29 protein-coding genes are annotated in these 26,543 nt (G+C 49.0%); 20 read left to right on the forward strand and 9 right to left on the reverse strand.

Annotated elements, in window-relative coordinates:
• From bioF to K9N75_RS07220, 7 genes are all read left to right on the forward strand, one after another.
• Nucleotides 1-1,155 carry an 8-amino-7-oxononanoate synthase gene (bioF, locus tag K9N75_RS07190; RefSeq protein WP_224452594.1) on the forward strand — a complete coding sequence of 385 codons (1,155 nt, stop codon included), beginning with the start codon at nt 1-3 and terminating at the stop codon, nt 1,153-1,155.
• Nucleotides 1,136-1,903, forward strand: a complete 768-nt coding sequence (gene bioC / locus K9N75_RS07195) for a malonyl-ACP O-methyltransferase BioC (protein WP_114445161.1) — start codon at nt 1,136-1,138, stop codon at nt 1,901-1,903. Before bioF ends, bioC begins: the two co-directional genes overlap by 20 nt.
• Nucleotides 1,896-2,603 (forward strand): dethiobiotin synthase, encoded by a 708-nt coding sequence (gene bioD, locus K9N75_RS07200; RefSeq protein WP_114445162.1) that lies wholly within the window; start codon nt 1,896-1,898, stop codon nt 2,601-2,603. Before bioC ends, bioD begins: the two co-directional genes overlap by 8 nt.
• A gap of 156 nt (nt 2,604-2,759) precedes the next feature.
• Entirely contained in the window at nt 2,760-3,014 is a 255-nt protein-coding gene (locus tag K9N75_RS07205) for a hypothetical protein (protein WP_008812818.1), read from the forward strand.
• Between the two features lie 9 nt (nt 3,015-3,023).
• Entirely contained in the window at nt 3,024-3,557 is a 534-nt protein-coding gene (locus K9N75_RS07210) for a DNA-binding protein (protein WP_224452402.1), read from the forward strand.
• 925 nt (nt 3,558-4,482) lie between these two features.
• Nucleotides 4,483-6,501 carry an excinuclease ABC subunit UvrB gene (uvrB, locus tag K9N75_RS07215; protein ID WP_224452403.1) on the forward strand — a complete coding sequence of 673 codons (2,019 nt, stop codon included), beginning with the start codon at nt 4,483-4,485 and terminating at the stop codon, nt 6,499-6,501.
• 118 nt (nt 6,502-6,619) lie between these two features.
• Nucleotides 6,620-6,916, forward strand: a complete 297-nt coding sequence (locus K9N75_RS07220; protein WP_039187029.1) for a VF530 family protein — start codon at nt 6,620-6,622, stop codon at nt 6,914-6,916.
• Between the two features lie 58 nt (nt 6,917-6,974).
• Here the strand turns inward: K9N75_RS07220 and K9N75_RS07225 are convergent, their stop codons facing one another.
• Nucleotides 6,975-7,511, reverse strand: a complete 537-nt coding sequence (locus K9N75_RS07225) for an NAD(P)H-dependent oxidoreductase (RefSeq protein WP_130996625.1) — start codon at nt 7,509-7,511, stop codon at nt 6,975-6,977.
• Between the two features lie 104 nt (nt 7,512-7,615).
• On the opposite strand from K9N75_RS07225, the gene K9N75_RS07230 reads away from it, so the two are divergent.
• Nucleotides 7,616-8,509: a LysR family transcriptional regulator gene (locus K9N75_RS07230; protein WP_224452404.1), complete on the forward strand. Its 894-nt coding sequence runs from the start codon at nt 7,616-7,618 to the stop codon at nt 8,507-8,509.
• A gap of 16 nt (nt 8,510-8,525) precedes the next feature.
• Here the strand turns inward: K9N75_RS07230 and K9N75_RS07235 are convergent, their stop codons facing one another.
• Nucleotides 8,526-8,954 (reverse strand): carboxymuconolactone decarboxylase family protein, encoded by a 429-nt coding sequence (locus tag K9N75_RS07235; protein WP_008812824.1) that lies wholly within the window; start codon nt 8,952-8,954, stop codon nt 8,526-8,528.
• A 131-nt stretch (nt 8,955-9,085) separates the two neighbouring features.
• On the opposite strand from K9N75_RS07235, the gene pdxR reads away from it, so the two are divergent.
• Nucleotides 9,086-10,537 (forward strand): MocR-like pyridoxine biosynthesis transcription factor PdxR, encoded by a 1,452-nt coding sequence (gene pdxR, locus K9N75_RS07240; protein ID WP_224452405.1) that lies wholly within the window; start codon nt 9,086-9,088, stop codon nt 10,535-10,537.
• A gap of 57 nt (nt 10,538-10,594) precedes the next feature.
• Entirely contained in the window at nt 10,595-11,539 is a 945-nt protein-coding gene (dusC, locus tag K9N75_RS07245; protein WP_224452406.1) for a tRNA dihydrouridine(16) synthase DusC, read from the forward strand.
• Nucleotides 11,540-11,555: 16 nt separating this feature from the next.
• Here dusC and K9N75_RS07250 read toward each other — a convergent pair whose 3' ends face one another.
• A complete protein-coding gene (locus K9N75_RS07250) occupies nt 11,556-12,476 on the reverse strand; it encodes an EamA family transporter (RefSeq protein WP_039187021.1) in 921 nt (306 codons plus the stop codon).
• 203 nt (nt 12,477-12,679) lie between these two features.
• Between K9N75_RS07250 and tam the strand changes: the two genes are divergently transcribed.
• The 3 genes from tam to K9N75_RS07265 all read left to right on the forward strand — a co-directional run bounded on the left by tam (nt 12,680) and on the right by K9N75_RS07265 (nt 15,850).
• A complete protein-coding gene (gene tam, locus K9N75_RS07255) occupies nt 12,680-13,468 on the forward strand; it encodes a trans-aconitate 2-methyltransferase (protein ID WP_114445169.1) in 789 nt (262 codons plus the stop codon).
• A gap of 348 nt (nt 13,469-13,816) precedes the next feature.
• Nucleotides 13,817-14,761, forward strand: coding sequence for a D-alanyl-D-alanine endopeptidase (pbpG, locus tag K9N75_RS07260; RefSeq protein ID WP_039187019.1), 945 nt, complete (start codon nt 13,817-13,819; stop codon nt 14,759-14,761).
• A gap of 165 nt (nt 14,762-14,926) precedes the next feature.
• Nucleotides 14,927-15,850, forward strand: coding sequence for a DUF808 domain-containing protein (locus K9N75_RS07265; protein WP_130955257.1), 924 nt, complete (start codon nt 14,927-14,929; stop codon nt 15,848-15,850).
• Between the two features lie 744 nt (nt 15,851-16,594).
• Here K9N75_RS07265 and K9N75_RS22875 read toward each other — a convergent pair.
• Both K9N75_RS22875 and nlpA read right to left on the reverse strand, forming a co-directional pair.
• Nucleotides 16,595-16,729 (reverse strand): small membrane protein YohP, encoded by a 135-nt coding sequence (locus K9N75_RS22875; RefSeq protein ID WP_441319086.1) that lies wholly within the window; start codon nt 16,727-16,729, stop codon nt 16,595-16,597.
• A gap of 43 nt (nt 16,730-16,772) precedes the next feature.
• Nucleotides 16,773-17,585, reverse strand: a complete 813-nt coding sequence (nlpA, locus tag K9N75_RS07270; protein WP_224452407.1) for a lipoprotein NlpA — start codon at nt 17,583-17,585, stop codon at nt 16,773-16,775.
• A gap of 267 nt (nt 17,586-17,852) precedes the next feature.
• On the opposite strand from nlpA, the gene K9N75_RS07275 reads away from it, so the two are divergent.
• On the forward strand, nt 17,853-18,443 hold the full coding sequence (locus K9N75_RS07275; RefSeq protein WP_008812832.1) for a Yip1 family protein: 591 nt from the start codon (nt 17,853-17,855) through the stop codon (nt 18,441-18,443).
• Between the two features lie 162 nt (nt 18,444-18,605).
• Here the strand turns inward: K9N75_RS07275 and yajD are convergent, their stop codons facing one another.
• Nucleotides 18,606-18,950, reverse strand: coding sequence for an HNH nuclease YajD (gene yajD / locus K9N75_RS07280; RefSeq protein ID WP_004096236.1), 345 nt, complete (start codon nt 18,948-18,950; stop codon nt 18,606-18,608).
• 78 nt (nt 18,951-19,028) lie between these two features.
• The gene (locus K9N75_RS22910) at nt 19,029-19,127 is read right to left on the reverse strand and encodes a YohO family small membrane protein (protein ID WP_020303867.1); all 99 of its coding nucleotides are present in this window, start codon (nt 19,125-19,127) and stop codon (nt 19,029-19,031) included.
• Nucleotides 19,128-19,322: 195 nt separating this feature from the next.
• Here K9N75_RS22910 and K9N75_RS07285 point away from each other — a divergent pair, with 195 nt between their 5' ends.
• The 6 genes from K9N75_RS07285 (at nt 19,323) to K9N75_RS07310 (ending at nt 25,043) form a co-directional block, all read left to right on the forward strand.
• Nucleotides 19,323-20,408 (forward strand): fatty acid desaturase, encoded by a 1,086-nt coding sequence (locus K9N75_RS07285; protein ID WP_114445280.1) that lies wholly within the window; start codon nt 19,323-19,325, stop codon nt 20,406-20,408.
• The gene (gene osmF, locus K9N75_RS07290; protein ID WP_008812835.1) at nt 20,357-21,289 is read left to right on the forward strand and encodes a glycine betaine ABC transporter substrate-binding protein OsmF; all 933 of its coding nucleotides are present in this window, start codon (nt 20,357-20,359) and stop codon (nt 21,287-21,289) included. Before K9N75_RS07285 ends, osmF begins: the two co-directional genes overlap by 52 nt.
• A 63-nt stretch (nt 21,290-21,352) precedes the next feature.
• Nucleotides 21,353-22,534 (forward strand): ABC transporter permease, encoded by a 1,182-nt coding sequence (locus K9N75_RS07295; protein ID WP_224452595.1) that lies wholly within the window; start codon nt 21,353-21,355, stop codon nt 22,532-22,534.
• Nucleotides 22,531-23,466, forward strand: coding sequence for an ABC transporter ATP-binding protein (locus K9N75_RS07300; RefSeq protein WP_039189486.1), 936 nt, complete (start codon nt 22,531-22,533; stop codon nt 23,464-23,466). Before K9N75_RS07295 ends, K9N75_RS07300 begins: the two co-directional genes overlap by 4 nt.
• A complete protein-coding gene (locus K9N75_RS07305) occupies nt 23,466-24,248 on the forward strand; it encodes an ABC transporter permease (protein WP_061060254.1) in 783 nt (260 codons plus the stop codon). Before K9N75_RS07300 ends, K9N75_RS07305 begins: the two co-directional genes overlap by 1 nt.
• A 3-nt stretch (nt 24,249-24,251) precedes the next feature.
• Nucleotides 24,252-25,043 (forward strand): phosphate/phosphite/phosphonate ABC transporter substrate-binding protein, encoded by a 792-nt coding sequence (locus tag K9N75_RS07310; RefSeq protein ID WP_061060253.1) that lies wholly within the window; start codon nt 24,252-24,254, stop codon nt 25,041-25,043.
• A gap of 12 nt (nt 25,044-25,055) precedes the next feature.
• Here the strand turns inward: K9N75_RS07310 and K9N75_RS07315 are convergent, their stop codons facing one another.
• Together K9N75_RS07315 and hemF are read right to left on the reverse strand one after the other, a co-directional pair.
• Entirely contained in the window at nt 25,056-25,511 is a 456-nt protein-coding gene (locus tag K9N75_RS07315) for a YaiI/YqxD family protein (RefSeq protein ID WP_004096220.1), read from the reverse strand.
• Nucleotides 25,511-26,428, reverse strand: coding sequence for an oxygen-dependent coproporphyrinogen oxidase (gene hemF, locus K9N75_RS07320; protein WP_008812840.1), 918 nt, complete (start codon nt 26,426-26,428; stop codon nt 25,511-25,513). The genes K9N75_RS07315 and hemF overlap by 1 nt, the downstream gene beginning before the upstream one ends.
• Nucleotides 26,429-26,543: the final 115 nt, after the last annotated feature.

Genomic DNA, 26,543 nt, shown 5'->3' on the forward strand with positions numbered 1-26,543 from the left:
ATGAGCTTCCAACAAAGAATCGATCAACGTCTGAGTGAGCGTCGCTCTGCAGGCGCTTATCGTTCACGGACGATCAGCGAAAACGGCAGTGGACGTGAAATCAGCGTTAATGGTCGACAATATCTCAATTTCTCGTCAAATGATTATCTCGGGCTAAGCCGAGATACCGCGGTAATCCGAGCATGGCAGGAAGGGGCCGATCGCTATGGTATAGGGAGTGCTGGGTCTGGCCACGTCACCGGCTTCACATCTGCGCATGCTCAGCTTGAACAGGAGTTAGCTGAATGGTTGGGCTATCCGCGAGCGCTCATGTTTATTTCCGGCTATGCGGCGAATCAGGCCGTTATTGCTGTGCTGATGCAGAAAGGGGATTTTATTTTTGCCGATAAGCTCAGCCATGCCTCTCTCATGGAAGCATCGATGCAATCTGATGCGACGCTCAGGCGTTTTCAACACAATCAGCCTGACTCTTTAGAGAAATTGCTTAGTAAGAGCGATGGAGGGCAAGCATTGGTGGTCACCGAGGGCGTTTTTAGCATGGATGGCGATAGTGCTCCGCTATCTGCGCTAGCGGAAAAAAGCCGGCAGAGTGGGGCATGGCTTATGGTTGATGATGCACATGGCGTGGGCGTGTGCGGTGAGCAAGGACGCGGAACCAGCGATCAACAGCGCATAAAGCCAGATCTTTTGGTTGTCACCTTTGGCAAAGCATTTGGCCTGAGCGGTGCTGCGGTTTTGTGTTCCGAGTCAGTCGCAGAGTATTTTATTCAATTTGCCCGCCATTTGATTTACAGCACGAGTATGCCACCGGCGCAGGCATGTGCGTTGCGTGTGGCGCTACAGCAAGTACGTAAAGGCGATGACTTGCGTGAGCAACTGCAGCATAACGTACAGCTGTTTCGGCGAGGGTTGGCAGATACTCGTTTGCAGCTTATGGCGTCAGACTCGGCAATTCAGCCTGTCATCATTGGTGAAAATCAGGAGGCGTTAGATTTAGCACAAAACCTACGTGATCAGGGGATATGGGCAAGCGCCATCCGGCCACCGACGGTACCACCAGGCACCGCGCGCTTACGTATAACCCTAAGCGCTGCGCATCAGGAACAGGATATTCAGCGCCTGCTGGAGGGATTTTATGCAGCCATCAACGCTTAGTGTCAATAAATCTGCGATAGCAGCCTCTTTCAGCCGAGCGGCTAACAGTTATGACATCGTGGCTGCTTTTCAGCGCTTATGCGGCGAAAAACTGTTGGCGCGCGTGAGTAACTACGAAGGTCTGAAGGTGCTTGATGCGGGCTGTGGAACGGGATTCTTTAGCCGCCGTTTTCGACACGCAGGAGCGCAGGTGATCGCCCTCGATCTGGCAGCAGGCATGCTGGAGAAATCTCGTGGCAATGACAGCGCAGATCAGTATGTTCTCGCCGATATAGAACATATTCCGTTGCCCGATGGCAGCGTGGATCTGTGCTTTAGCAATTTGGCGATCCAATGGTGTAGCTCTTTGCATGCGGCTCTAGCGGAAATGCATCGCGTTGTTAAACCTGGCGGTAAAGTGGTTTTTTCTTCTTTGGCTCAGGGGTCGCTTGCTGAGCTCGCTCAGGCTTGGCAGCAAGTTGATGGAAAAACACATACCAACCAGTTTCTCGCGTTTGAGGCGATAAAACTCGCCTGTGCGCCGTTTTCCCATGATTTGCAGTTAACGCAGGAAACCGAATTTTATCCTGATGTGATGACCCTGATGAAGTCTTTAAAAGGGATTGGCGCCACACATTTGCATCAAGGGCGAGATTCTGGGCTGACGAGCCGCGGCCGTTTTGAGCGGCTGGCTAGCGTTTATCCTCAACAAGAAGCCGGTTTTCCGCTGAGCTATCAGTTGGTGACGGGAGTTTTATATCGTGAATGAGCAAGAAAAAGATTTATCAAAACTAGGCGAAGCATGGTTTGTGACGGGAACGGACACGGAAGTAGGCAAAACGGTCGTCAGCGCCGCTTTACTTGAGGCCGCAGCTAACATAGGCAAAGTGACGGCTGGATATAAGCCGGTTGCTTCGGGCAGTGAATGGCGCAATGGCGAGTTGCGCAACACGGACGCGTTAGCTTTGCAGTCCGCTTCATCCATATCGCTCAGTTATGCTGAGGTGAATCCCTACACTTTCGAAGAACCAACGTCACCGCATATTATTAGCGCGGATGAAGGCAAACCTATCGCGTTTTCAGTGATGTCTGAAGGCTTACAGGCATTGCGCAAAAAAACTGACTGGGTTTTGGTAGAAGGGGCAGGAGGATGGTACACGCCGCTGAGTGAGTCCACTTCTTTTGCGCAATGGGCTCAACAAGAACAACTGCCTGTAATTCTTGTTGTCGGGGTTAAACTTGGTTGTATTAATCACGCTTTACTCACCGCTCAGGCAGTGCAACAGTCGGGGCTAAGGCTGGGAGGATGGGTGGCCAACTGTGTCATTGAGCCTGGGCCACGACATGCGGAGTATATGGCAACGCTGAGGCGTTTATTGCCCGTAGCCTGCCTTGGTGAAATTCCTCATTTGCCACAGGCGAATGCTAGGGCGTTGGCTCGATATTTAGATCTCTCATTCTTGTACTGATGCAATTTAGCGCTGTGCCAAATTGTTTTGCGCAGCGCATTCCATTCCTGTTGATTCCCTCTATTTCGTGTTTTCAATCCATAGTATCTTTCGCTCGTTTCAATAAGGGTTGTCAATTGACAACTCATTGTGTTTTTTTTAAGCTTGGAGCAGAAGATGAGTAGAGCGGTACATCCCAAAAAGGACATTGAGCAGGTTCTGAATTTCGTTGAGCAAAATGGGTGGCGCATTGAAGTGGGAGGGAGTCATGCATGGGGAAAAATGTATTGCCCGTACCCAAACGAAAAATGCCGCTGTGGTGAATTTTGCATCACGTGCATTTGGTCTACGCCAAAGAACGCGATGAATCACGCTCGTCAGCTCAAAAAAGTGGTGGAGCACTGTGCACATCATGAAAAGCAATCCACCTAAGGAGAAGGTATGAAGGATTACGAATTCACGCTGATTTTTTCTTTGTCGGACCAGAACGATGATCCGTCGAATTACATTGAGGCTTTAGGGGCTGCAGGGTGTACCGACGCCACCATTGGCATCGGAGTCAATGGGCGTATTGCACTGAGCTTTTGCCGTGAGGCAAAAGATGCGCGTGAGGCGATATCCAGTGCGATTAAGGATGTACTCAGCGCGATCCCAAACGCAGTGTTATCTGAAGCAGCGCCTGATTTTGTTGGGTTAACGGATATCGCGGAACGTGTGGGATTTTCTCGTCAGAATATGCGCAAATTGATGGAGCAAGGAGGAATGAATTTCCCTGCGCCTTTACATCAGGGGAAGACCTCAATTTGGCATCTTGCTAACGTTCTGACATGGCTAAGGGATGTTAAACATTATGCCATTGATACCCGCTTGCTCGAGCTTGCAGCAGTGAATATGCAATGTAACTTGCATCGATCTCTTAACGAAGCCGATAGCCGCTACCAGCGAGAGATCACGGGCTGGTTGGAAAAGCCATGATTGTAAACTCATCATGTTTAGTGAATGCAACAAGCACAGCAAAAGTTTGTACAAAAGACTAACAATCAACCGGCATGAAAGGTATGTCGGGTTGAGGCTGGCGTTGAAAACTAAATGTGATCTAAAACACATAAAAGCCTGAGTGATCATTGCCCATTTATTGCTCATCACGGTGGTGCTCAAAATAAGTACAGCCGCATAGTCGTCGTTCATCATGCACATAAAAGATCAAGCGCAGAATCGCCGCATGACGAAATAAGTTTTCCGAGCAAGTGCTTTTGTTAGTGCGAATAAGTATATAAAGAAGAAAAAATAGCTAAAAAATTAACTAAAAAAAGCACTCCAGAGTCGATTTGCCAACAGATTGTCATTTTTCCGTAACTCAAGCGCCAAGCGGAGTGGTGCAAGTTATCCACTATTCCTGTGGATAACCTTGTGCATTAGGTTTAGAGAACTCGTTAAAATCCAGAGCCAGAGCGGCTTGCGCCTGCATTGGTTGTTATGGTGTCTATATTTTATAATCTTTAATATTCAATGGGTTATTTAAAATCAAGCAATAGGTTAAGAATCGTGTTGCGCAACGAATCGAGCTTGACAATCACCAGACAAAAAAGTTAATTCGCGCGGTGTCTTGGGGATAAATGTCACCATCAGGTGAAAATTGTAAAACAGATGTAATTTGTCGTTTTAAGCTGCCCCATTTCGTCGCAAACAACCGAGAGAGAATGTACAAAACGGTGCATAGATGGTTTAAAGCTGGATTTATATCCAGTATCATGAGATTTCAATCGCTGATGAATGTGCGCAAACCATTTTGTCAGTGGCAAAATTTGGCAGGACTTCCATACTCAATGCCTGATGATTCGGTATTTGAAACGGTGTAGCCCTACTAAGAGACAAATGCATTTCAGCAAGGTGTTGATCCATGAGTAAAACGTTCAAGTTGCATTCTACATTCAAGCCAGACGGCGATCAGCCAGAGGCTATTCGTCGTTTAGAGGCTGGTTTAGAGAACGGCTTGGCTCATCAGACACTGTTGGGGGTTACGGGGTCGGGTAAGACCTTTACGATTGCCAACGTAATTGCCGATCTTAACCGCCCAACCATGGTTATGGCTCCGAATAAAACCCTCGCCGCACAGCTCTACGGCGAAATGAAGCAGTTTTTCCCTGAAAATGCCGTTGAGTATTTTGTCTCTTATTACGATTACTACCAGCCTGAAGCCTATGTGCCGAGTTCTGACACCTTTATCGAGAAAGACTCCTCGGTAAACGAACATATTGAGCAAATGCGGCTTTCAGCTACCAAAGCGTTGCTAGAACGTAAAGACGTCATTGTGGTGGCTTCTGTTTCTGCCATCTATGGTTTGGGCGATCCTGATGCCTACCTCAAGATGATGTTGCATCTAACGCGTGGGATGATTATCGATCAGCGCGTCATTTTGCGTCGTTTATCTGAATTGCAATACGCACGTAATGACCAAGCGTTTCAGCGCGGTACGTTCCGTGTTCGTGGTGAAGTGATCGACATTTTCCCCGCAGAGTCGGAAGACGAGGCGCTGCGCGTCGAGTTGTTTGACGAAGAAGTCGAACGACTATCGCTATTTGATCCTTTAACCGGCCAACTGATACAAGAAGTTCAGCGCTTTACGGTTTATCCAAAGACGCATTACGTTACGCCGCGCGAGCGTATCCTGCAGGCGATGGAAGAGATTAAGGTCGACTTAGCAGAGCGCAGGCAGGTACTGTTGGCCAACAATAAACTGCTGGAAGAGCAGCGTTTGACGCAGAGAACCCAATTTGACCTCGAAATGATGAACGAGTTGGGCTACTGCTCTGGCATCGAAAACTATTCCCGCTATCTCTCGGGTCGTAAGCCTGGCGAAGCGCCTCCTACGTTGTTTGACTATTTACCCGCCGATGGTTTGCTGGTCATCGATGAGTCCCACGTAACTATTCCACAAATTGGTGGGATGTATCGAGGTGACCGAGCGCGTAAAGAAACGCTGGTGGAATACGGTTTCCGCTTACCGTCCGCCCTAGATAACCGTCCGATGAGATTTGAAGAGTTTGAGGCGCTAGCACCGCAAACTATTTATGTATCGGCAACGCCGGGTAATTATGAGCTGGAAAAATCCGGTGGCGATATTGTTGATCAGGTCGTTCGTCCAACGGGTCTATTGGATCCGTTAATTGAAGTTCGCCCAGTAGCAACACAGGTGGATGATTTACTGTCTGAGATTCGAATTCGTGAAGCGATTAACGAGCGTGTGCTTGTGACTACGCTGACCAAGCGTATGGCTGAGGATTTAACTGAGTATCTGGATGAACACGGTGTACGAGTTCGCTATCTGCACTCTGATATTGATACCGTGGAGCGTGTGGAGATTATTCGCGATCTACGCCTTGGCGAATTTGACGTTTTGGTTGGGATCAACCTGTTACGAGAAGGGCTCGACATGCCTGAAGTCTCGCTGGTGGCTATTTTAGACGCGGATAAAGAAGGTTTCCTGCGTTCTGAACGTTCGTTGATCCAGACTATTGGCCGAGCAGCGCGTAACCTTAATGGTAAGGCGATTTTATATGGCGACCGCATTACCAACTCGATGGAAAAAGCGATTGGCGAGACCGAACGTCGCCGAGCGAAACAGCAAGCCTATAACCTTGAGCACGGTATTACTCCTCAGGCGCTGAATAAGAAAGTCTCTGATATTCTGCAACTGGGGGAAGCATCGTCACGTAGTAAAGGAAAACATGGGCGTAGCAGCAAAGCCGCGGAGTCTTCAGCAGCGTACCAAGCTCTGTCTCCAAAACAAATTGAGCAGAGAATTCGTGATTTGGAAGCGCAGATGTATAAACATGCTCAGAACCTTGAGTTTGAGGAAGCCGCAAGCTTAAGAGACGATATTCAGGCGCTGCGCGATCAGTTTATTGCGATGTCTTAGCCTCTGGCGTGATGCTCACATCGGGCACTTTGGTGGCTTGCACTCTTTGGCCGCAGTCAGTATGGTGTGCGAAAAATTTACCAAACTCGCAACGAGTTAATCGCTGACAGGAATTTCCATGAGCGCTCAATCTTCTAAAGACCCTTTGCACGGCGTTACGCTTGAAGCTTTGCTGACATCTCTGGTAGCGCGTTATGGCTGGGCTGAACTAGCTAAAATCATCAACATCAACTGCTTTAAGAGCGATCCGAGCATTAAATCTAGCCTTAAGTTTTTGCGTCGTACCCCATGGGCGCGACAAAAAGTTGAAGAGTTATATATTGATTCACTTGCGGATGTTCCCGCGGCGGCTTCTGTCACGCCTGCAGAAAGTCCTTGGGATAAATGGAAAGGAAAGAAATTATCTGACAGTTAGATTGATAAGGCTAGCGGCCCCGCAGGCGCGAGCTCGGCTAGCCAAAATTGAGACTGTTTTAGCCTGCGTTTTGCAATTCTCTGATCCGAGTCAGTAATCCATTAACGCCATCATCAATCAACCGATCGGTAATATCGTTAGCGCCTTGAATCAGGTAAGGCTCTAGCCAATGCATTCCCACCAAATGACACATATTGTTAAATGGCAGGAGTAAATCCGCTACCGGATATCGGTTATATCCCTCGGCGGTATACGCCTGTGCATTACCGCCGGTTGAAGTCGCTATCATGAGTGATTTACCGTGTAGCGCTTTGCCTTCGCTACCGTAAGCAAAACCATAGGTTAATACCGCATCTTGCCACTCTTTCAAAATAGCCGGTGAGCTATACCAATAGAAAGGGAACAGCATAATGACAATATCGTGTTCCTTGAGCAGCTTTTGCTCACGCTTAATATCAATGGAATAGTCTGGATATTCACGCATTAGCTCATTAACGGTCACATTTTTCTGAGTTTTCAAGGCATCAATGGCGGCATGGCTTATACGTGATTGATCGGGAAAGCGGTGGGCGGCTAAAACCAAAATTTTTTTCATAGAATTTCCAGTTACGTTTATTGCGATGGCGGCATTTTTCCATTTTTATCTTTGCTGGTGTAGCCTGTAAACATGCAAATCTGTTTCAACCAAAGGTTAATAGCATGTCACTGCCAACTGATGTCTATCGATTAATTCCCGCTTTTTTGGCATCAGCCGATGCGCAAAGCTTTTCTGCTGCGGCTCGTCAATTAGGCATCAGTGCAGCCGCCGTTAGCAAGAATGTGAGAGTGCTAGAAACGCGTTTAAATATGCGCTTATTCGCACGTAATACCCATTTCGTGGTGTTAACCGAGGAGGGACGTCAATTTCGCCAGCGGATAGCACCGGTCTGGCAGGCATTAAATCAGGCATTGGACAATAGTTCTCCCTATGAAGAACCTTCAGGATTAGTGCGCGTCAGCGTGATCCCCGGCTTTGGCCGACATCGTCTCATGCCGTTGATTCCTGTTTTTCAGCAACGTTTTCCTCAGGTGCGGATCGATCTTGAAATGGAACCGCGTTTGGTTAACCTGATAGCCGAGAATATTGATGTAGCTATCGGTCAGAGAACGGCGACAGACAGTCGTCTGATTGGACGCGAACTAGGCTCCGCATCGAGTAACATGGCGGCGTCTCCGAACTATTTAGCTCGCTTTGGTATACCGCAAACTTTGGGCGATCTGGCGTCACATCGCCGTTTACTGCATCGCAATCCGGGTAACGGTAAATTACTGTGCTGGTGGGATGATGAAACTAGCGTAAGTGAAGAGCAGGCGGCTTTTATTTCCACATCGCCAGATACGCTGGTTGATGCGGCACTTTGCGATATGGGAATTGTGTGTTTGGCTGATTGGTATCTTGAAGAGCATTTTCGTAATGAGCGTCTGATACCTATTCTTAAACCATTTTGGCCGCGTGCACGCTCCATGCACATTTGGTATCCCTCGGCGGATTTGCCGCCGAGAGTGCGAGCATGGGTAGACTTTGTGTTAGCTCAGTTTCCACCCCAAGCTTAGGTATAACGGTATTTTATTACTGACGCATGCTGATGGCCATGCGATTGAAGGCGTTCATTAAGCTGATGGCGAAGGTCAAATCGGCGATTTCGGCATCGCTAAAGTGTGTTTTTAGCTCTGCAAACAGCTCATCCGAGGTTCCACAGTAGGAGATATCCGTTACCGCTTCAGCCCACGCTAACGCAGCACGCTCGCGCTCATCAAAAGGCTCAGCCATACGCCATCCGGCTAAAATATCCATTTTGTTTTGACTATAGCCCGCTTTGCGCAGCGCGGTGCTGTGCATATCTAAACAAAATGCGCAGCCGTTAATTTGCGAAATGCGTAGGTAAACTAATTCTACAATATGCCCTAGAGAGCTTTTGCTTAATGCCATACTGGTTTGGATGAGGCCGTTATAGGCTTCTGGGGATAGTTTGCCATAGGCGAGACGGAGTTGAGACATGTTGTTTTCTCCACAAATAGGTGAGTTATTGCATCATTTTGATGGTGCAGTCATTGTTTGATAGCACGACTTTACGCTGAATATGGACTAGCATATAGAGCCATATTTTGACTGTTTTTATAGGCCATAAAATGGCAGCGTCCTACGAATTCCTTTTTGTTGATCCTTCGTCCAAAGAACCCCTCTATTGCCAGATTTATCAGCGTATTAAGTCAGCGATTGCCTATGGCGTACTTTCATCGGGTGAACGATTGCCTTCGTTGCGGGGGTTAGCCAGCGATCTTAACGTGGCGCGAGGAACGGTTGAGGCTGCCTATGCGTTGCTTAGCGGTGAAGGATATATCGAAAACAGCGGTCAAGGAGGGACGCGAGTCTCCCTACGATTAATAGCACCTAAATTAACAGAGACGTCAAAAAAGCTCGCTGAAATGCCACGCCATGCAGGTATGCCGTTACCTTCTGCGCAATTACTGCCATTTCAATTGGGTGTTCCGGCTTTGGATGCCTTTCCGCTTGGCCAGTGGAACCGATTATTGGCGCAGTGCGCACGACATACCACCAGAGAGGAACTTTCTCATCCTGCCCCGCAAGGCTATTTGCCGTTGCGAGAGGCATTGGCGGGGTATTTACAAATTTCGCGTGGTATCCGCTGTTCGGCACAGCAAATCTTTATTGCCGCGGGGTATCGGTCAGCACTATCGCTGATAGCGCACGCTGTTTTATCACGTGATGATTCTGTTTGGCTTGAGGAACCCTGTTTTCCTTTCCCGTGGCATGTATTGCAGAGTTTGGGGGTCAGCACCATTCCTGTGCCAGTGGATGATCAAGGGATATGCGTGGAGCAAGGGATTAAACAGTCCCCTCAGGCGCTCGCTGCCTTGGTGACTCCTGCGCACCATAGCCCATTGGGGCTGAGTTTAAGTTTGCCGCGGCGTATGCAGCTATTAGCATGGGCTCAGCATGAACAGCGCTGGATTATTGAGGATGACTATGACGGAGAATTCCATTATCAAGGGCACCCGCTACCCGCGCTGAAAAGTTTAGACCGGCTTGACCGCGTACTGTACGTTGGAACGTTGAGCAAAGTCCTTTTCCCCGGATTGCGCATCGCGTATGTAGTGGTTCCCGAGCAGTTACTCCCTCAGTTCCATCAAACTCTACGCACCTATCCTTGCGTTTGTCCCACATTGATGCAGGCTACCGCGGCGCAGTTTATTCATTCAGGTCAGTTTTACCGGCATCTTAAAAAAATGCGTAGCCTCTATGCTCAGCGCCGAATGTGGCTGGCTCAGGCGTTGAAGCAGCAAACACAATATCCATTAACGACGGAGCTTCAAGCTGGTGGGATGCATCTGTTAGTGCGGTTGCCTGACTGCTTTGACGATACTTTGGTTGAACGAGAAGCGCGTGTACAAGGGCTTGCAGTGGAAGCGCTCAGCGTCTGGTATCACGGTACTGTTCCCGTTTCGCAAGGGATTATTCTCGGATTCACTAATGTTGAAAGTGAAGAGATGGCGCAGCGTTGGGTTAACATCTTGCTGAATGTTTTGGCGCGCTGTTCAACCATTGCGGATAGGCGCTGAACTCAGTACCATTTGCGCCTCAATTTTTCGCCTTTGATACGGTGGTAGGCCATACCCATGCAGACAGTAAAACGCGTGCTTTTAGCACCGATGGAAGGCGTTCTCGATTCTCTAGTCCGTGAATTGCTTACGGAGGTGAATGACTACGATCTATGCATCACCGAATTTGTTCGCGTGGTGGATAGCTTATTACCTGAAAAAGTGTACTACCGACTCTGCCCCGAGCTGGCACATCAGAGCCGTACGCCTTCAGGAACCGCGGTTCGCGTACAGTTATTAGGGCAGTATCCGCAGTGGCTGGCAGAAAATGCCGCCCGCGCCGTAGAACTTGGTTCTTGGGGGGTGGATTTAAACTGTGGTTGCCCATCAAAGATGGTTAACGGTAGCGGTGGCGGAGCAACGTTACTGAAAGATCCTGAGATGATTTATCAGGGTGCTAAAGCAATGCGCGAGGCGGTGCCGGCACATTTGCCCGTAACGGTAAAAGTGCGTCTGGGCTGGGACTCAGGCGATCGTCAGTTTGAGATAGCAGATGCTGTTGAGCAGGCCGGAGCAACTGAAATCACTGTTCATGGCCGAACCAAAGAAGATGGCTATAAGTCTGAGAAGATCAATTGGGCGGCTATAGGCAAGATCCGTCAGCGTTTGAGCATTCCGGTGATTGCCAACGGTGAAATTTGGGACTGGCAAAGTGCGCAGGATTGCATGGCGACTACTGGTTGTGACTCGGTCATGATCGGTAGAGGGGCGCTGAATGTGCCGAATCTGAGCCGAGTGATCAAATACCATGAGCCGAAAATGCCGTGGCCTGAGGTCATGCTGCTACTTAAAAAATATGTGCGTCTGGAAAAGCAGGGCGATACCGGCTTATATCACGTTGCTCGAATTAAACAGTGGCTTGGCTATTTGCGCAAAGAATATACAGAAGCCTCGGAAGTTTTCAGTGAGATTCGGGCATTAAAAACCTCACCAGACATTGCGCGTGCGATTGAGAGGCTTTAGCCATATTTCCGCACCATTAATCTTTTTCGATAGCAGGACAATGGATTCGTTTTGTCATCATCCTTCCTCCAAAAACGTTAATCAGCAATCCCAGCATAATCAGTAACAAACCATAGATTTGCAGGCTAGCGATTTTCTCTCCTAAAATCAGTGCCCCACTGGTGAGTCCCACTACTGGGACGAGTAGCGCAAAGGGCGTCACACGCCAGGTTTCATAGCGGGTAAGTAAACGCCCCCAGAGGCCATATCCAACGTGAGTTGAGAGAAATGCGATGTAGCAGAGTGCCAAAATTGTAGGAAGATGAATATTTGTCAGGCTGTTTTCAATTGCCGCTTGTCCCTCGAATAGCCATGAACAAAGCAGGAATGGCAGGATTGGCACTAGAGCACTCCAAACAACTAACGACATGATGCTGGTCGTGCCAGCGTTTTGCATGATGGAACGATTAGTGATATTGCCGCATGCCCATGAAAAGCCGGCTGCCAAAGTAAACAGGAGGGCGATTAGCGGAATATCGGTTAAGTTCCCCGTCATCCCACCTTTGGCAAGTACAAACATTCCAGCAGCGGCAAGCAGGATGCCCACGATTTGGCTACGTTTGACTTTTTCGCCCAGAATAAGTGCGCCTAGTAGTACGCTGAAGAAAACCTGTGATTGCAAAACGACGGAGGCAATACCAGACGGCATTCCCAGATTGATAGCGCAGAATAAAAAAGCAAATTGTGCAAAGCTGATTGTCAGGCCATAAATGACAATCCCTTTCAGCGGGATCTTTGGGCGTGGAATAAAGAAAATGGCAGGAATGACCACGAATATAAAGCGTAATGCACCAAGCAATAAAGGTGGCATACCGTGCAGGCCAACTTTGATAACGACAAAGTTTACGCCCCAAATAACCACGACGCACAGCGCTAACAGCATATCTCTAACGGACATTCTTTACTCCTTGAAGAGACGCATTTTTATTTCTGAAAGTGGCTTGAATGGGAAACTATAGCTAAAGTCTTCAGGGGGAGAAACCACGTCACTGGATATGTCTAGAATAAAGACAAAGGCCGCATCGTTCCGCTCCTCGGCTGCGCAGCAAACCGTGATATAGGGGATTCAACAGAACATTCTGCTTATTAGAGGGAAACGCCATGAGTGATTGGGATCCGGAGCTTTATTTACGTTTTGAAGCTGAAAGAACGCGGCCTGCACGTGAGTTGCTTGCCAGAATCGATCGCCCAGATGCACAACGGGTGAGTGATTTAGGGTGTGGTCCCGGCAATAGCACAGAGCTTTTGGCTCAGTCTTGGCCACAGGCGCAGGTGACCGGTGTTGATACCTCATTGGCGATGCTGCAAAAAGCGCAAAAAAGGTTGCCGTACTGTTCCTTTGTACAATCTGATATTAGCCACTGGCAGCCAGATGAAGCACAGGATGTTATCTACGCTAACGCTGCGTTGCAGTGGGTGTTAGATCATGAAACGCTGCTGCCGCATTTAGTGTCGCAGCTGGCTGATAATGGGATCCTTGCGATCCAAATGCCGGATAATCTCAATCAACCGTCTCATGCGTTGATGCGTAAAGTGGCTTCTGAGGGGCCGTGGACGTATTTGAATGCTGAAGCAGAGTCCGTACGTAAAAAGCTTCTAACGACGGAAGAGTATTATGATCTGCTGGCTTTGCAGGGCTGCGAGGTGGATATCTGGCGCACCACTTATTATCACGTGATGCCATCTGTCTCGGCGATTATTGAGTGGCTGAGTTCCACCGGGCTGCGTCCTTTCCTTGATAAGTTGGACGAGGAACAACAACCTGAGTTTCTTCGCCGTTACTTAAATGAGCTGGAAAAGGTCTATACCCCACGTGCTGATGGAAAAGTGCTGCTCGCGTTTCCGCGGCTGTTTATTGTTGCTTGCAACGTTGAAAACGGCGCTATTTAAGAGGTTAGCGTTTTGGTTAGGTAGCAACGCTGCTGATCTTTAGGATAATCATTGGGTGGAAGCTGTAGTTAATAGCCCTGTTTCCCGTAAATTCATGGTCGTTCTTCAGATGAATAATGTTATTAAGCATTAACCCAGCAAATGAATTGATGCTTGAATATGTGGCTCACAAACAGAAACATAATTCTCACATCTTCTCGTAGCTGAAATATTCACGTTAAGAGTATGATTATCGCCAGCTTGTCGGCCTGCAGCCTACGTGTGGCGTGGCAAGCCGCGTTCCGAGGATTTTTGCATACCCATTTGTGCTCCCCTCGGTGTCATCGAACATTTGATTGATATGTGATCATGCCTGTAAAACTTCGATATTCCTTATTAAGCCTGCTGCTGCTGGGCAGCAGCGTGGCTAGCGTTCCTAATGTGCTTGCAAGCGAGAACGCGCCAACAACGCACAATGCCTCATCGTTGGTATTGGCGTCAGGCAGTGCAATGGTGGTGGATTTAAAAACGCATAACGTCATTTATTCGAGTAATCCTGATGTGCAGGTGCCTATTGCCTCAATTACCAAATTAATGACGGCAATGGTTGCGTTAGATGCCAAGCCCGCCATGGATGAAGTCATTTCTGTGGATATCCATAATACCAAAGAATTAAAAGGCGTCTTTTCTCGCGTACGCGTGGGTAGTGAAGTGAGTCGTCGTCAGATGATGCTTATGGCGCTTATGTCGTCAGAAAACCGCGCAGCGGCGAGCTTGGCTCACCACTATCCTGGCGGCTACAATGCATTTATTAAGGCGATGAATGCTAAAGCACGTTCATTAGGGATGACACATACGCGATACGTTGAACCAACGGGGCTTTCCGTCAATAATGTTTCAACCGCGCGTGATTTAACCAAGCTGTTAGCTGCCAGCAAAAATTATCCTTTGATTAGCCAGCTTAGCACCACCGAAACTCAGTCGGTGACTTTCTCGAATCCGGTCTATACCGAAACATTTAACAACACTAACCATTTGGTGCGTAATGATAAATGGGCAATTCAGTTGACCAAAACGGGGTTCACCAATCAGGCAGGACACTGTTTGGCGATGCGTACCACCATCGGTGGCCGTCAGGTGGCGTTAGTGGTTCTCGATGCCTTTGGCAAATATACCCACTTTGCTGACGCGAATCGTCTGCGTGACTGGATGCTGACCGGTAAGGCCGCACCAGTTCCTGCTGCGGCATTAAGCTACAAAAAACAAAAGGGCATACATCAAGCTGGCAGCGTACAGGTTGCTGAAAATAAATAATTTTTGATTTGAGGGTGATTCCCCTAAACGAATCAGAATTCATTCGCGGCAGAGGAAAATACCTCTGCCGCTTTTTTATGACAGCACCAAGTTCAGAGATTAACGCGACATTTTTCCCCCTTGCCCCTATGATTATCTCAGTGATTAAAGCTTAAGGATTTCAATGTGGCTGGTGGTAGTTTACTGACGTTATTAGATGATATTGCTTCGGTGCTGGATGATGTGGCGCTGATGAGCAAAATGGCTGCGCGCAAAACCGCAGGCGTTTTAGGTGATGATTTAGCGCTAAATGCGCAGCAGGTGACAGGCGTTTCAGCCGATCGAGAGTTGCCGGTAGTGTGGGCGGTAGCAAAGGGATCGTTGCTTAATAAGGTGATTTTAGTCCCGCTAGCGCTGTTAATTAGCGCTTTTGCGCCGTGGGCGATTACTCCGCTACTGATGCTGGGCGGCGCTTTTCTTTGCTATGAAGGCTTTGAAAAGCTGGCACATAAAGTCATGCACGGCAAAGAGGAAAAGCACTCATCCGAATCGGAACCTGAAGAAAAAGTGCCAGACGATTTACGAGCGTACGAGAAAAGTAAGGTAAAAGGCGCAGTGCGTACCGACTTTATTCTGTCTGCAGAAATTGTCGCGATCACTCTAGGCACGGTAGCGAGTGCACCGTTTCTCCAGCAGGTGATTGTGCTCAGCGGTATTGCGTTGGTGATGACGCTGGGTGTTTACGGCATTGTGGCAGGTATCGTAAAACTGGACGATTTAGGCCTGTGGATGAGTCAAAAAAGCTCGGCGCTGCTTCAACGTGTCGGTGGCTGGATCGTGGATGCTGCCCCTTATCTGATGAAAATCCTCTCCATCGTGGGAACGGCCGCGATGTTTATGGTCGGTGGCGGTATTATCGTGCATGGCCTACCGTGGATTCACCACTATTTTGAGCATTTAGCCGAAAGCGGAGCTGATTTGCCAACAATAGGCACCGTTATTTCTGGCATAGGTCCCACAGTGCTGAATATGGTGTTTGGCGTTATCGCTGGCGCTGTGGTTCTGCTGGTGGTCAGCGGAGTAGGGAAGTTGATTCCAAGGAAGGGGTGAGGTTTTGTTGGTATATCTCACTGGTTAATATTTTGCCATCCTGTTGTTTATGAGGCTTGAGTGAAATATTTCGTTCGCCTGTCATTGATGTGACTACTATGTAATATTCCGTCCGCCAGTTCATACTGAGCTTCATCGATACACTGATGAAGGCGTACGGGCAGAGACCACCAGCGCGTGGTCTCTGCACTCGCGCGCTTTTATCCGAGACGCCATCTCCGCTCCGGTTTGGTATCGCCCATCCAGGGCGCCCCAAACTCCGTCACGACATCCCTGTCGTGCCGGCTCTCCCAGCCAAGACTTAAACTAAAAAACCAAAAATCGTTTTGATTTTGTCTTTTGTCTTTTGTCTTTTTGGTTTTGACCTTGACCTTTTCCTGCACATTACCGGACAGCCGAGTGAATCATGCAGGTTAGGATTCGCCGATTGATATCGGCGAAAGAACGACGGAGGCATGGATGCCGATTGTCGTTCGTTCCGTCAAAACCGGAATGATGAAACGAGGGCACCCGCGCAGCGGGCTGGGAGGGGGTGCCAAGCTGGGGTGTCGGGGGGCAGCGATTGGCCCCCCGACTCGGACGCCTGCACGGAGTTCATGTCGGTTTCGGTGCATTAGGCGTACGAAATCTACTTCATAAACTTATGCATACGAAACCTACTCCACAAACTCATGCATACAAAACCTTTAACCGTTCAAGCACAGAAAATCTAGGCGGCATATAAGCCGCCGAAGTTAAAACCCCTTAGAAAATTAACTTAAACACCCCAGTAATCGTCAGCAGCCCCACAATAAATATAATCGCAATAACCCATAATAATATTTTCATTTGCTGCTCCTTATTTGCTGATAAAAAACGCCCGTAATGGGCGCTAGTCATATGAGTATAGATAAAGATAAGCAAATGTGCGGGTTATCGGTTATTACCAACCCTGAACCGCGCCACCGTTAAAGATTTTCTCAGACGCGGCAGCAACTTCCGGTGATTCATAAGACTTAACAAAATCGCGTACGTTAGCGGCATCTTTATTATCTTCTCGAGTGACAATAATGTTTACATAAGGAGATTCCTTATCCTCAATAAATACACTGTCTTTCACCGGTGATAACCCTGTCTGTTGCAGATAGGTAGTGCTGATAATAGCCACGGTGACTTTCGGGTCTTTTAATACGTGCGGGAGCTGTGCACCTTCCAGCTCCATAATGTTCAGATTTAACGGATTAGAGGTGATATCAATGGATGTTGGCAGTAAGCCTTTATCCTGATTAACCGTTATCAGCTTTTCTTTTTGTAATAACAGTAATGCGCGGCCTAAATTGGTCGGGTCATTGGGGATTGCAATAGTGTCGCCTTTTTTTAACTCTGAAACATTTTTGATTTTGTCGGAGTAACCCGCCATTGGGAAAACAAAGGTATTGCCTACGGCCACTAATTTATAACCATGTGCCTTATTCTGTTCAGCAAGATAAGGTCGGTGTTGGAATACGTTAGCATCCAGCTCACCTTTATCGGTGGCATCGTTAGGCAGCAGAGAACCACTGAACCCCACGAGCTCAACGTCTAATCCGTATTTCTCTTTCGCCACTTTCTGCGCAACTTCAGCCACATCTTGCTCGGCACCGTTAATCACGCCGACTTTTATATGATTTGCTTGGTCAGCTTTGTTATCGCAACCGGTCAGAAACAACGCTCCTAGCGCAGTCGCCAGTAATATGGCCGATAAACGAAATTTCATATTAACCATCCTTATAAAATAAGCGAAAATAATACTAATTTATTAAATGTTTATCCGCGTATAGGCGGTCTTATAATGTGAGTCTAACCTAGACTAAAAACAACAATCTATTTATTCAATGTTATAACTAAATAGCATTAATAAAAACTTTTTGAGACTATAAAAGATTTGCTATTTACCTTTGTTTTTATGTAAGCGTTCTATACTGAAAGTGAGGGAAAAATGTTGATAAACGTTTATCCCGCATCAGACGTCAGGGGGTGTGTCATGAGTAACCATGTTTGGGGACTGTTATCGCATCCGGCACAGGAGTTCCGGCAAATACGGCAGGAAAATGAGTCGGTATCGCATATCTATACTCACCATGTGCTGCTGATGGCTGCTATTCCTGTTGTCTGCTCTTTTATTGGTACTACCCAGTTTGGCTGGGATTTCGGCGGTGATCGCGTTTTTAAAGTGTTGCCGATGACGGCATTAGCCATTGCCGTTGTATTTTACGGGCTAATGCTAGCCGCGGTGGGTTTTGTTGGTATGGTCATTCGCTGGATGGCTCGGGAATATGAAAACTGCCCGAGTTTAAATCGTTGTATCGTGTTTGCGGGCTATGTCGGTACGCCCATGTTTCTAAGCAGTATCGTATCAATCTATCCGATGGTATGGCTGTGCATGCTCGCGGTTATCGTGGGGGTATGTTATAGCGGTTATTTGTTGTATCGCGGTATTCCGAATTTTCTCGGTATCACTGAAGATCAAGGTTTTATTTTCTCTGGATCGACCTTCGCAATCGGTGTGTTGGTACTCGAGTTACTATTGGGGATTACCGTTATCATGTGGGGCTATGGTTCGCATATTTTCTAGCCCTGCGGTGTTCAACGCAGTAGAAGTGAAAACGTTTTGTTGATTATAACCTAGCAGGCGCTGGAGTTTACCTTCAGCGCCTTTTTCACGCCATTACGCTGGTCAAAAAGGCTCACGCTTTTTTGTTCCGCCACTCGAATTATTTGCGGAAAAATAGGCGCACTATTTCTTATTCAGCATCGCTTTGAGATCGGCAAACGGGTTATAGGTGGCTTCGCCGACGTCTTTCTGCGCATCTTCACCCGCAATCACGGTGGAACCATACTGGTCGGCTTCGGTATATTTCGAATGTTCATGATCGTGGCAGTACAAGCACAATAGTTCCCAATTGCTGCCGTCTTCTGGGTTATTGGTGTGGTCGTGATCGATATGATGTACGGTGAGCTCGCGCAGGTTTGAGTACACAAACTCGCGTGAACAGCGGCCACACACCCATGGATAAATTTTAAGTGCTTTTTCACGATAGCCAGTTTCTAGACGGGCGTAGTTCTTAGGGATGATTGCCATGAGGACAGACCTTAACAAGACTGGGGAATATTCACCTATATTAGGTGAATTTACATCGCACTCCAATCTTTGCCTGATTTATGAACGAACATAGATAATAATCCCGGCCAGAATAACGCCGCCGACGCCGCCCAAAGTCAGCAATGCCATTCCGGCGATAATTGCTTTTTTCAGCATGATTCTTCTCCTCAATACGATTGCGGCGATTATACCCTGCCGACGCCCTCTGCTCTAACCATTTTGTAACATTCAAGTCACTTTTCTGTTGTGGTTTATATTCATTTAAGTAATAAAAATAAATTATTAAGTATTTAATGGAATTATAGATTTCAGAAATACTGAGCCTCACCTGATTTAGGGAGTGACTCATCGATGAAAAAAGCAATTCGCGGTATGCGGTCATCACATTACTTACATGCCGAACAGCAAAGCCGCATTGGTGCGTGGAAACGCCAGTGGGTCTGGCGCAGTGAGCTCCCAACATGGTGTGTCCTGATTGCCATATATGCTGGCTGGGCGTTGGTGGTTTACCACTGGGAACAGCTGGGGAAATGGCTAGGGACGCCGCTGTTGGTGTTGTTAGCCTGTTGGTATATGTCGCTTCAGCACGAGCTCATCCACGGTCATCCTACCCGTTGGCCACGTGTTAATCAGCTCTTAGGATTGATGCCGCTGGCGGTCTGGTATCCCTTTGGCATTTATCGTGATTCGCATCTGGCCCATCACCGCGATGCGTCGCTGACTCATCCGTTGGAAGATCCTGAATCGTACTATTTCAGTGAGTGTCGATGGAAGAATTCATCGGCAATGTGGCGTAGGGTTATTTGGCTGCGGAATACCTTTTTTGGCCGCATGATTATTGGACCTGCACTGGGGATTGGTGCGTTGGTTAAGGGGGAACTCGGCGATATTATGCAGGGCGAGAGCAAAAAAATTGCCATGTGGCTGATCCATTTATCATTACTCGGTTTGATTCTGTGGATCGTACAGTTGGCGGGGATGTCAGCGTGGTGGTATCTACTGGCGATTAGCTATCCGGCCTTAGGTTTGGCGATGGTTCGCTCGTTTTACGAACACCGAGCGGTGGACGATCCCTCAGCCCGTTCTATTATTAATGAGGCGGCGTGGCCGTGGCGGCTGCTGTTTTTAAATTTGAATTACCACATTGTGCACCATGATTTACCCAGCTTGCCGTGGTATGGATTGCGCAAGGTCTATTTGGCTTATCGCATGGAGTATCGGCAAAGGAATCAGGGATTTGTGGTTCAGGGATATTCACAGTGGTGGCGGCAATATGCATGGCGTTCGATAAATGTCACGCAACATCCGTTAATGGCTTTGACCCGCGATGAGTCACCGGAGCACCTAGGCTCTGGCGACCGCAATAATAATGATGAGGAACCGTTATGGCAGGAAATTTATCTATGGGACGCAAGATTCTGGCATCTTTGGCGTTGATGGGCGCTTCTATCTGCGCTGCACAGGCCGCGGATGCGGTCACCGTGGGCTCTAAGATTGACACTGAGGGTTCCTTACTTGGCAACCTCATTGTGCAAACGCTGGATGCCAACGGGATCAAAACGGTGAATAAAACCCAGCTTGGTACGACTAAAGTGCTGCGCGGCGCAATTACCGCCGGTGAAATTGATATCTATCCAGAATATACCGGTAACGGCGCTTTCTTCTTTGCCGATGAAAATGATCCGGCATGGAAAAATGCGCAGCAGGGGTATGACAAAGTGAAGCAGTTGGATTTGGCGAAAAACCAGATCGTGTGGCTTACGCCCGCTCCGGCTAACAATACATGGAGTATCGCGGTGCGCAACGATATCGCACAGCAAAACCATTTGGAATCGTTAGAAGATTTGGGGAAATGGTTAAAACAGGGCGGTAAATTTAAACTGGCGGCTTCCGCTGAGTTTATCGAACGCCCAGATGCACTGCCTGCGTTTGAAAACGCCTATGGCTTCAAACTGGATCAAGATCAGCTGTTGTCCTTGGCGGGCGGTGATACAGCGGTGACGATTAAGGCTGCGGCAGAACAAACATCGGGCGTGAATGGTGCAATGGCGTATGGCACCGACGGCCCAGTGGCCGCGCTGGGTTTGAAAACCTTGAGCGATCCTAAAGGCGTGCAGCCTATTTATGCACCAACGCCAATCGTGCGCGAAGCGACGCTGAAAGCTCATCCTGAAATTGCTACTGTGCTGAAGCCCGTGTTTGAATCTCTGGATGGACCAACTCTGCAAAAATTGAATGCCAAAATTGCGGTTGATGGTCAAGATGCGAAAAAAGTCGCTGCAAAATATCTGAAAGATAAGGGTTTTGTTAAGTCTTGAGTTAACTATCTCTCATCTCCCGTTTAACGGCGGGAGATATTTGCTTTGCCTCACTCTCTGATGATGAGAGATAAAACTATAGGGAATCTTGTTTTGGTAAAAAACAGAGTTGTTCTCACACTCTGGCTGCTGATGATGCTGGCTTTATGGCAAATGCCGCTGCTCACTCAGGCTGCAAACCGTTTGGTGTCTGGTAGCGGTGTACCGTTGGGAGAGATTATTCATGGTTACGCATGGATATTGATTCTGCCGTTTCCTGTGTTATTCCTTCTGTGTTTTTGCCCGCAAAACCGAAGCGCACTGTGGCTGATTTATTTGATCAGCGGTGCGCTGTTTGCTGGGTTAATGCTGTTAATTGCTTGGCAGTCCCATCTTTTAGCGGGTGATGAAGATAGCTTAGTGCGCGTTTCTTTGGGCGGTGCATTTTGGCTCATTGGCGCTTTGGCTCTGCTATGTGGAGCAGATGCCGTCAGCCGACTCACCAAAAGCAGCGGGCTACGTATTCTAGCGGCGTTGTTGATCCTCGCCCCTGTGCCTATTTTGCTGCTCAGCGGTGCGCTCGATACGCTCTCTTTGATGAAGGAGTATGCCAACCGCGATGATGTGTTTAATCAGGCTCTTGGTCAGCATTTGGCTCTGCTATTGAGCACGCTGTCATTCGCTTTGATCATAGGCATACCGCTGGGAGTATTAGCGGCTAGGCGGGAGTCATGGAGAAAACCGATGTTTTCTGTTCTGAATATTATTCAGACCATCCCTTCTATCGCCCTGTTTGGTTTACTGATTGCGCCATTAGCGGGGTTAGCGCAGGCATGGCCATGGTTAGGCGAACTGGGCATTAGCGGTATTGGTGTTGCCCCAGCGCTGATTGCTTTGGTGCTATATGCGTTACTGCCGCTGGTGCGCAGCGTGGTCGCGGGGTTGGAACAAGTGCCGTCACCGGTCATCGAGGCCGCCCGTGGAGTAGGAATGACGCGAGCGCAAATTTTACGAAAAGTCGAGCTTCCATTAGCGTTGCCGGTGGTATTGAGCGGAGCGCGTATCGTGGCGGTTCAAACGGTAGGCATGGCGGTGATTGCGGCGCTGATCGGTGCGGGTGGTTTCGGCGCAATAGTCTTTCAGGGATTGCTCAGCAGCGCGCTGGATTTAGTGCTGCTCGGCGTTATTCCGGTCGTCGTGATGGCAGTGACGGTTGATACCCTATTTAAATTTTTGGTTTCTCGAATTGAAGCGGCGCGACAATGATTCATTTTAAACATGTTAACAAGTCTTTTGCTGGACGTCCGGCGGTGGAGGATCTCTCTTTGCATATCGCAGAGGGGGAATTCACCGTGCTGATTGGCACGTCGGGTTCTGGAAAATCGACCACACTGAAGATGATCAACCGCCTCATCGATCACGATAGCGGTGAGCTGACTTTTGCTGGGCAAAATATCAGCAGCTTTGAGCCAGAGGCATTGAGGAGACGCATGGGGTATGCGATTCAATCCATTGGCTTATTTCCCCATTGGACGGTTGAACAGAATATTGCCACCGTACCGCAGCTGTTGAAATGGCCTACGGCACGTATCCGCGAGCGGGTGACCGAGCTGATGGAGATGCTCAGTCTTGATGTCGCAGAGTTTCGTCATCGTTATCCGCACCAGCTCTCTGGTGGTCAGCAGCAGCGCGTTGGTGTCGCTCGCGCACTGGCGGCTGACCCTGAAGTATTGCTGATGGATGAGCCTTTCGGTGCATTGGACCCAGTGACGCGAACCACGCTTCAGCAAGAAATTGCGCGTATTCACACTTTGCTGGGACGCACGATCGTTCTGGTGACGCATGATATCGATGAAGCATTGAGTCTGGCCGACCGCATCGTATTGATGGATGCGGGAAAAGTTATACAGCAGGGCACGCCGCAGGAATTGCTCAACCATCCTGTCAATGACTTTGTGCGTCAGTTTTTTGGTCATAGCGACGTCGGGATTAAGCTTTTAGGTCTGGACGTGGTGGCTTCTCGCGTGCGGCGCGGTGAGATTTTACAGGGGGAGCCGATCCGCTGCGATCTCAATTTGCGCGATGCCATGTCGCTGTTCATCTATCGACAGGTCGATCGTCTACCGGTGATCGATGAAGCAGGGCAACCCGTTGGCGTTCTCTACTTTTCCGATCTCGTCAAAAAAGCGGAGGCGTAATGTCAGGAAAACATCCTTCGTTCACATGGCGCTGGTACCGAGATCCTCTGCTTTGGGGAGTACTGCTGCTAATCGGTTTAAATAGCGGTATGCCTCATATGGGAAGGCTGTTTAGTGCGTTATTCCCTGATCTGACACGGCCTGTTTATCAGCAAGATAGCTTTTGGTCGCTGACTATTGCACACGTTACGCTGGTGGGTATTTCAAGTTTGATTGCCGTGGTATTAGGAGTGAGCGCGGGGTTATTAGTTACGCATCGCGGTGGGCGTGAGTTCCGTTCGTTGGTGGAAACCGTCACCGCTGTCGGACAAACATTTCCACCGGTCGCTGTGCTGGCGGTGGCGGTGCCGCTAATGGGGTTCAGCCCCGAGCCTGCGGTGATCGCGCTGGTATTGTATGGTCTACTGCCGATTTTACAGGGGACGATCAGCGGCATTGAATCCGTTCCCGCAGCAGTCCGTGAAACTGCTCGCGGCGCAGGTATGAGTCGCTGGCAGATATTATGGCGAGCGGAGATCCCCTTAGCGGCACCCGTGATTTTGGCGGGCGTGCGCACGTCGGTCATCATCAATATTGGTACGGCGGCGATTGCCTCAACGGTTGGGGTAAAAACGCTGGGCTCACCTATTATTATAGGGCTAAGCGGGTTTAATACGGCTTACGTGATTCAGGGCGCGCTGCTTGTCGCCTTGTTGGCAATGATTACCGATGCGGTCTTCGAGCGTTGGGTGAGTTATCTCACGCGCTGGCGCAGTGGGGCACTATTCATAGAAGGATCATAAAACATGCGGGTATCGTTGCCGATGTATGCGGTGAATCGAGCGGATGTTGAGTTGTTATGGCAAGGCTTATCCCGTTGGTTAGCGCAGGAAGGGGAAGCGAATTTGCCCGCGGCTTTGTGCTGGCCTGACGATCTTTATGACCATTGGCAACAGCCGGATTTATTACTCAGCCAGACTTGCGGTTACCCGTTACAGGAGGCGCTCCAGCAAAACGTCGCAGTCGTTGGCGTGTTTCGCTATCGGGTTCCGGGTTGTGAAGGCAATGATTACCGTAGCTTTTTAGTTGCCAGAAAGAAGGATGCTGGCGCGGATATTAGCGCTTTTTATGGTCGCAAAGCCGCCTATAACAGCGAGGATTCCCAGTCAGGCTATAACGCGCTGCGCTCGGTAATTGCCCCACTGGCGAGTCGTGGACGTTTTTTTGCCAATACCTTACAGACCGGTTCACACCGTGCTTCACTATTGGCGATCAGGCAAGGTGATGCGGATATTGCGGCTATTGATTGCGTGACGCTGGCATTATTGCAAAAGGCCGATCCGCAATGCATGAATGGGTTAAAAATTATCGGAGAAACGCCGCCGGCACCTGCGCTGCCGCTGATCACTGCAGCAGGAGATGACGCACGTTTGCTACGTTTACGCCATGCGCTAAAAAAGATGGTCGCGGATCCGTCTATGTCTGCGGTGCGCTCGCGTCTATTTATTGGCGGGTTTAGCACCATAGCGGCGAGTGAATATCAGCGTTGTACCGAGATGAAATTAAGAGCAGCCGCGTTAGGTGTCACGCGGCTGTAATGCGTACGCTGATTAGCGTTTTTGCAGCCAGCGATCGAGCTGGTTAGCAAATTCTTGTCGATCGCGCTGGTGCAGTGCGGCGGGCCCCCCGGTTTGGATACCGCTGGAACGCATCGTATCCATGAAATCACGCATGTTGAGGCGTTCTTTGATATTGGCCTCGGTGTAAAGCTCCCCACGAGGGTTGAGCGCGACGCCTCCTTTCTCCAATACCTCGGCGGCTAAAGGAATATCGGCGGTGATAACTAAGTCACCAGGATTAACGCGGCGCACAATTTCGTTATCGGCGACGTCAAAACCCGCCTCGACGCGTAGGCTTCGAATAAAGCGCGAAGGCGGAGTTCGGATCGTTTGGTTGGCAACCAGCGTGACAAAAATGCCCACGCGATCGGCGGCACGAAACAGCACTTCTTTGATAACGTTAGGGCAGGCGTCAGCATCGACCCAGATTTGTTTGGCTTCTGACATTATTCTTCTCCCAGCCAGTCTTGCACGGGTAAAAAATCACGCTCCAGTGCGGCTTCCGGTGAGTCCGGTTCGGGGTGGAAGTCATACTCCCAGCGAACCAACGGCGGCATCGACATGAGAATCGACTCAGTTCGACCACCGGTTTGCAAACCAAACAGTGTTCCGCGATCCCAGACCAGATTAAATTCAACGTAGCGCCCACGGCGATATAACTGAAATTGACGTTCACGATCGCTGAATGGCATATCTTTGCGTTTGGCGACGATAGGTAAATAGGCGTCGCTAAAACCAGCGCCCACTGCTTGCATGAAAGCGAAGCAGTGATCAAAGTCTGGCGTATTTAAATCGTCAAAGAACAGCCCCCCTACGCCGCGAGACTCCTGACGGTGCTTGATGTAGAAATATTCGTCACACCATTTTTTATAGCGCGGGTAAACATCTTCACCAAAAGGCAGGCACAGATTGCGCGCGGTGCGGTGCCAATGCAGCACATCGTCTTTAAACGGATAAAACGGCGTGAGGTCAAAGCCACCGCCAAACCACCAAACCGGTTCCTCGCCTTCTTTTTCAGCGATAAAGAAACGCACGTTGGCGTGGCTGGTGGGTACGTAAGGATTTTGTGGATGAATGACCAGTGATACACCCATGGCTTCGAAGCTACGACCCGCGAGTTCAGGGCGATGAGCCGTGGCGGAAGCGGGGAGTTGTCCACCGGTAACGTGCGAGAAATTAACGCCGGCCTGTTCAAAAACGGCGCCCTGAGTGAGCACGCGACTGCGACCACCGCCGCCAGCCTCACGCTGCCAATTGTCTTCACGAAATGTGGATTGACCATCGGCTGCGGCAATCTGTTGGCACAGGGAGTCCTGCAGGTTCAGCAAAAAAGCTTTCACCTGCGCTGAAGAAGGCTTGCTCATGACGTTTTCCGCTCACAGCTACATTGATTGGCAAAAATATTGCGAAAAGTGCATCTCGCGATGCAAATAAGGGCAACAGTATAGCGGAAAACATCGCTTTCTTGTGGGATTAACT

This window comes from Hafnia paralvei (assembly GCF_020150375.1).
GTDB classification, from domain to species: Bacteria; Pseudomonadota; Gammaproteobacteria; order Enterobacterales; family Enterobacteriaceae; genus Hafnia; species Hafnia paralvei.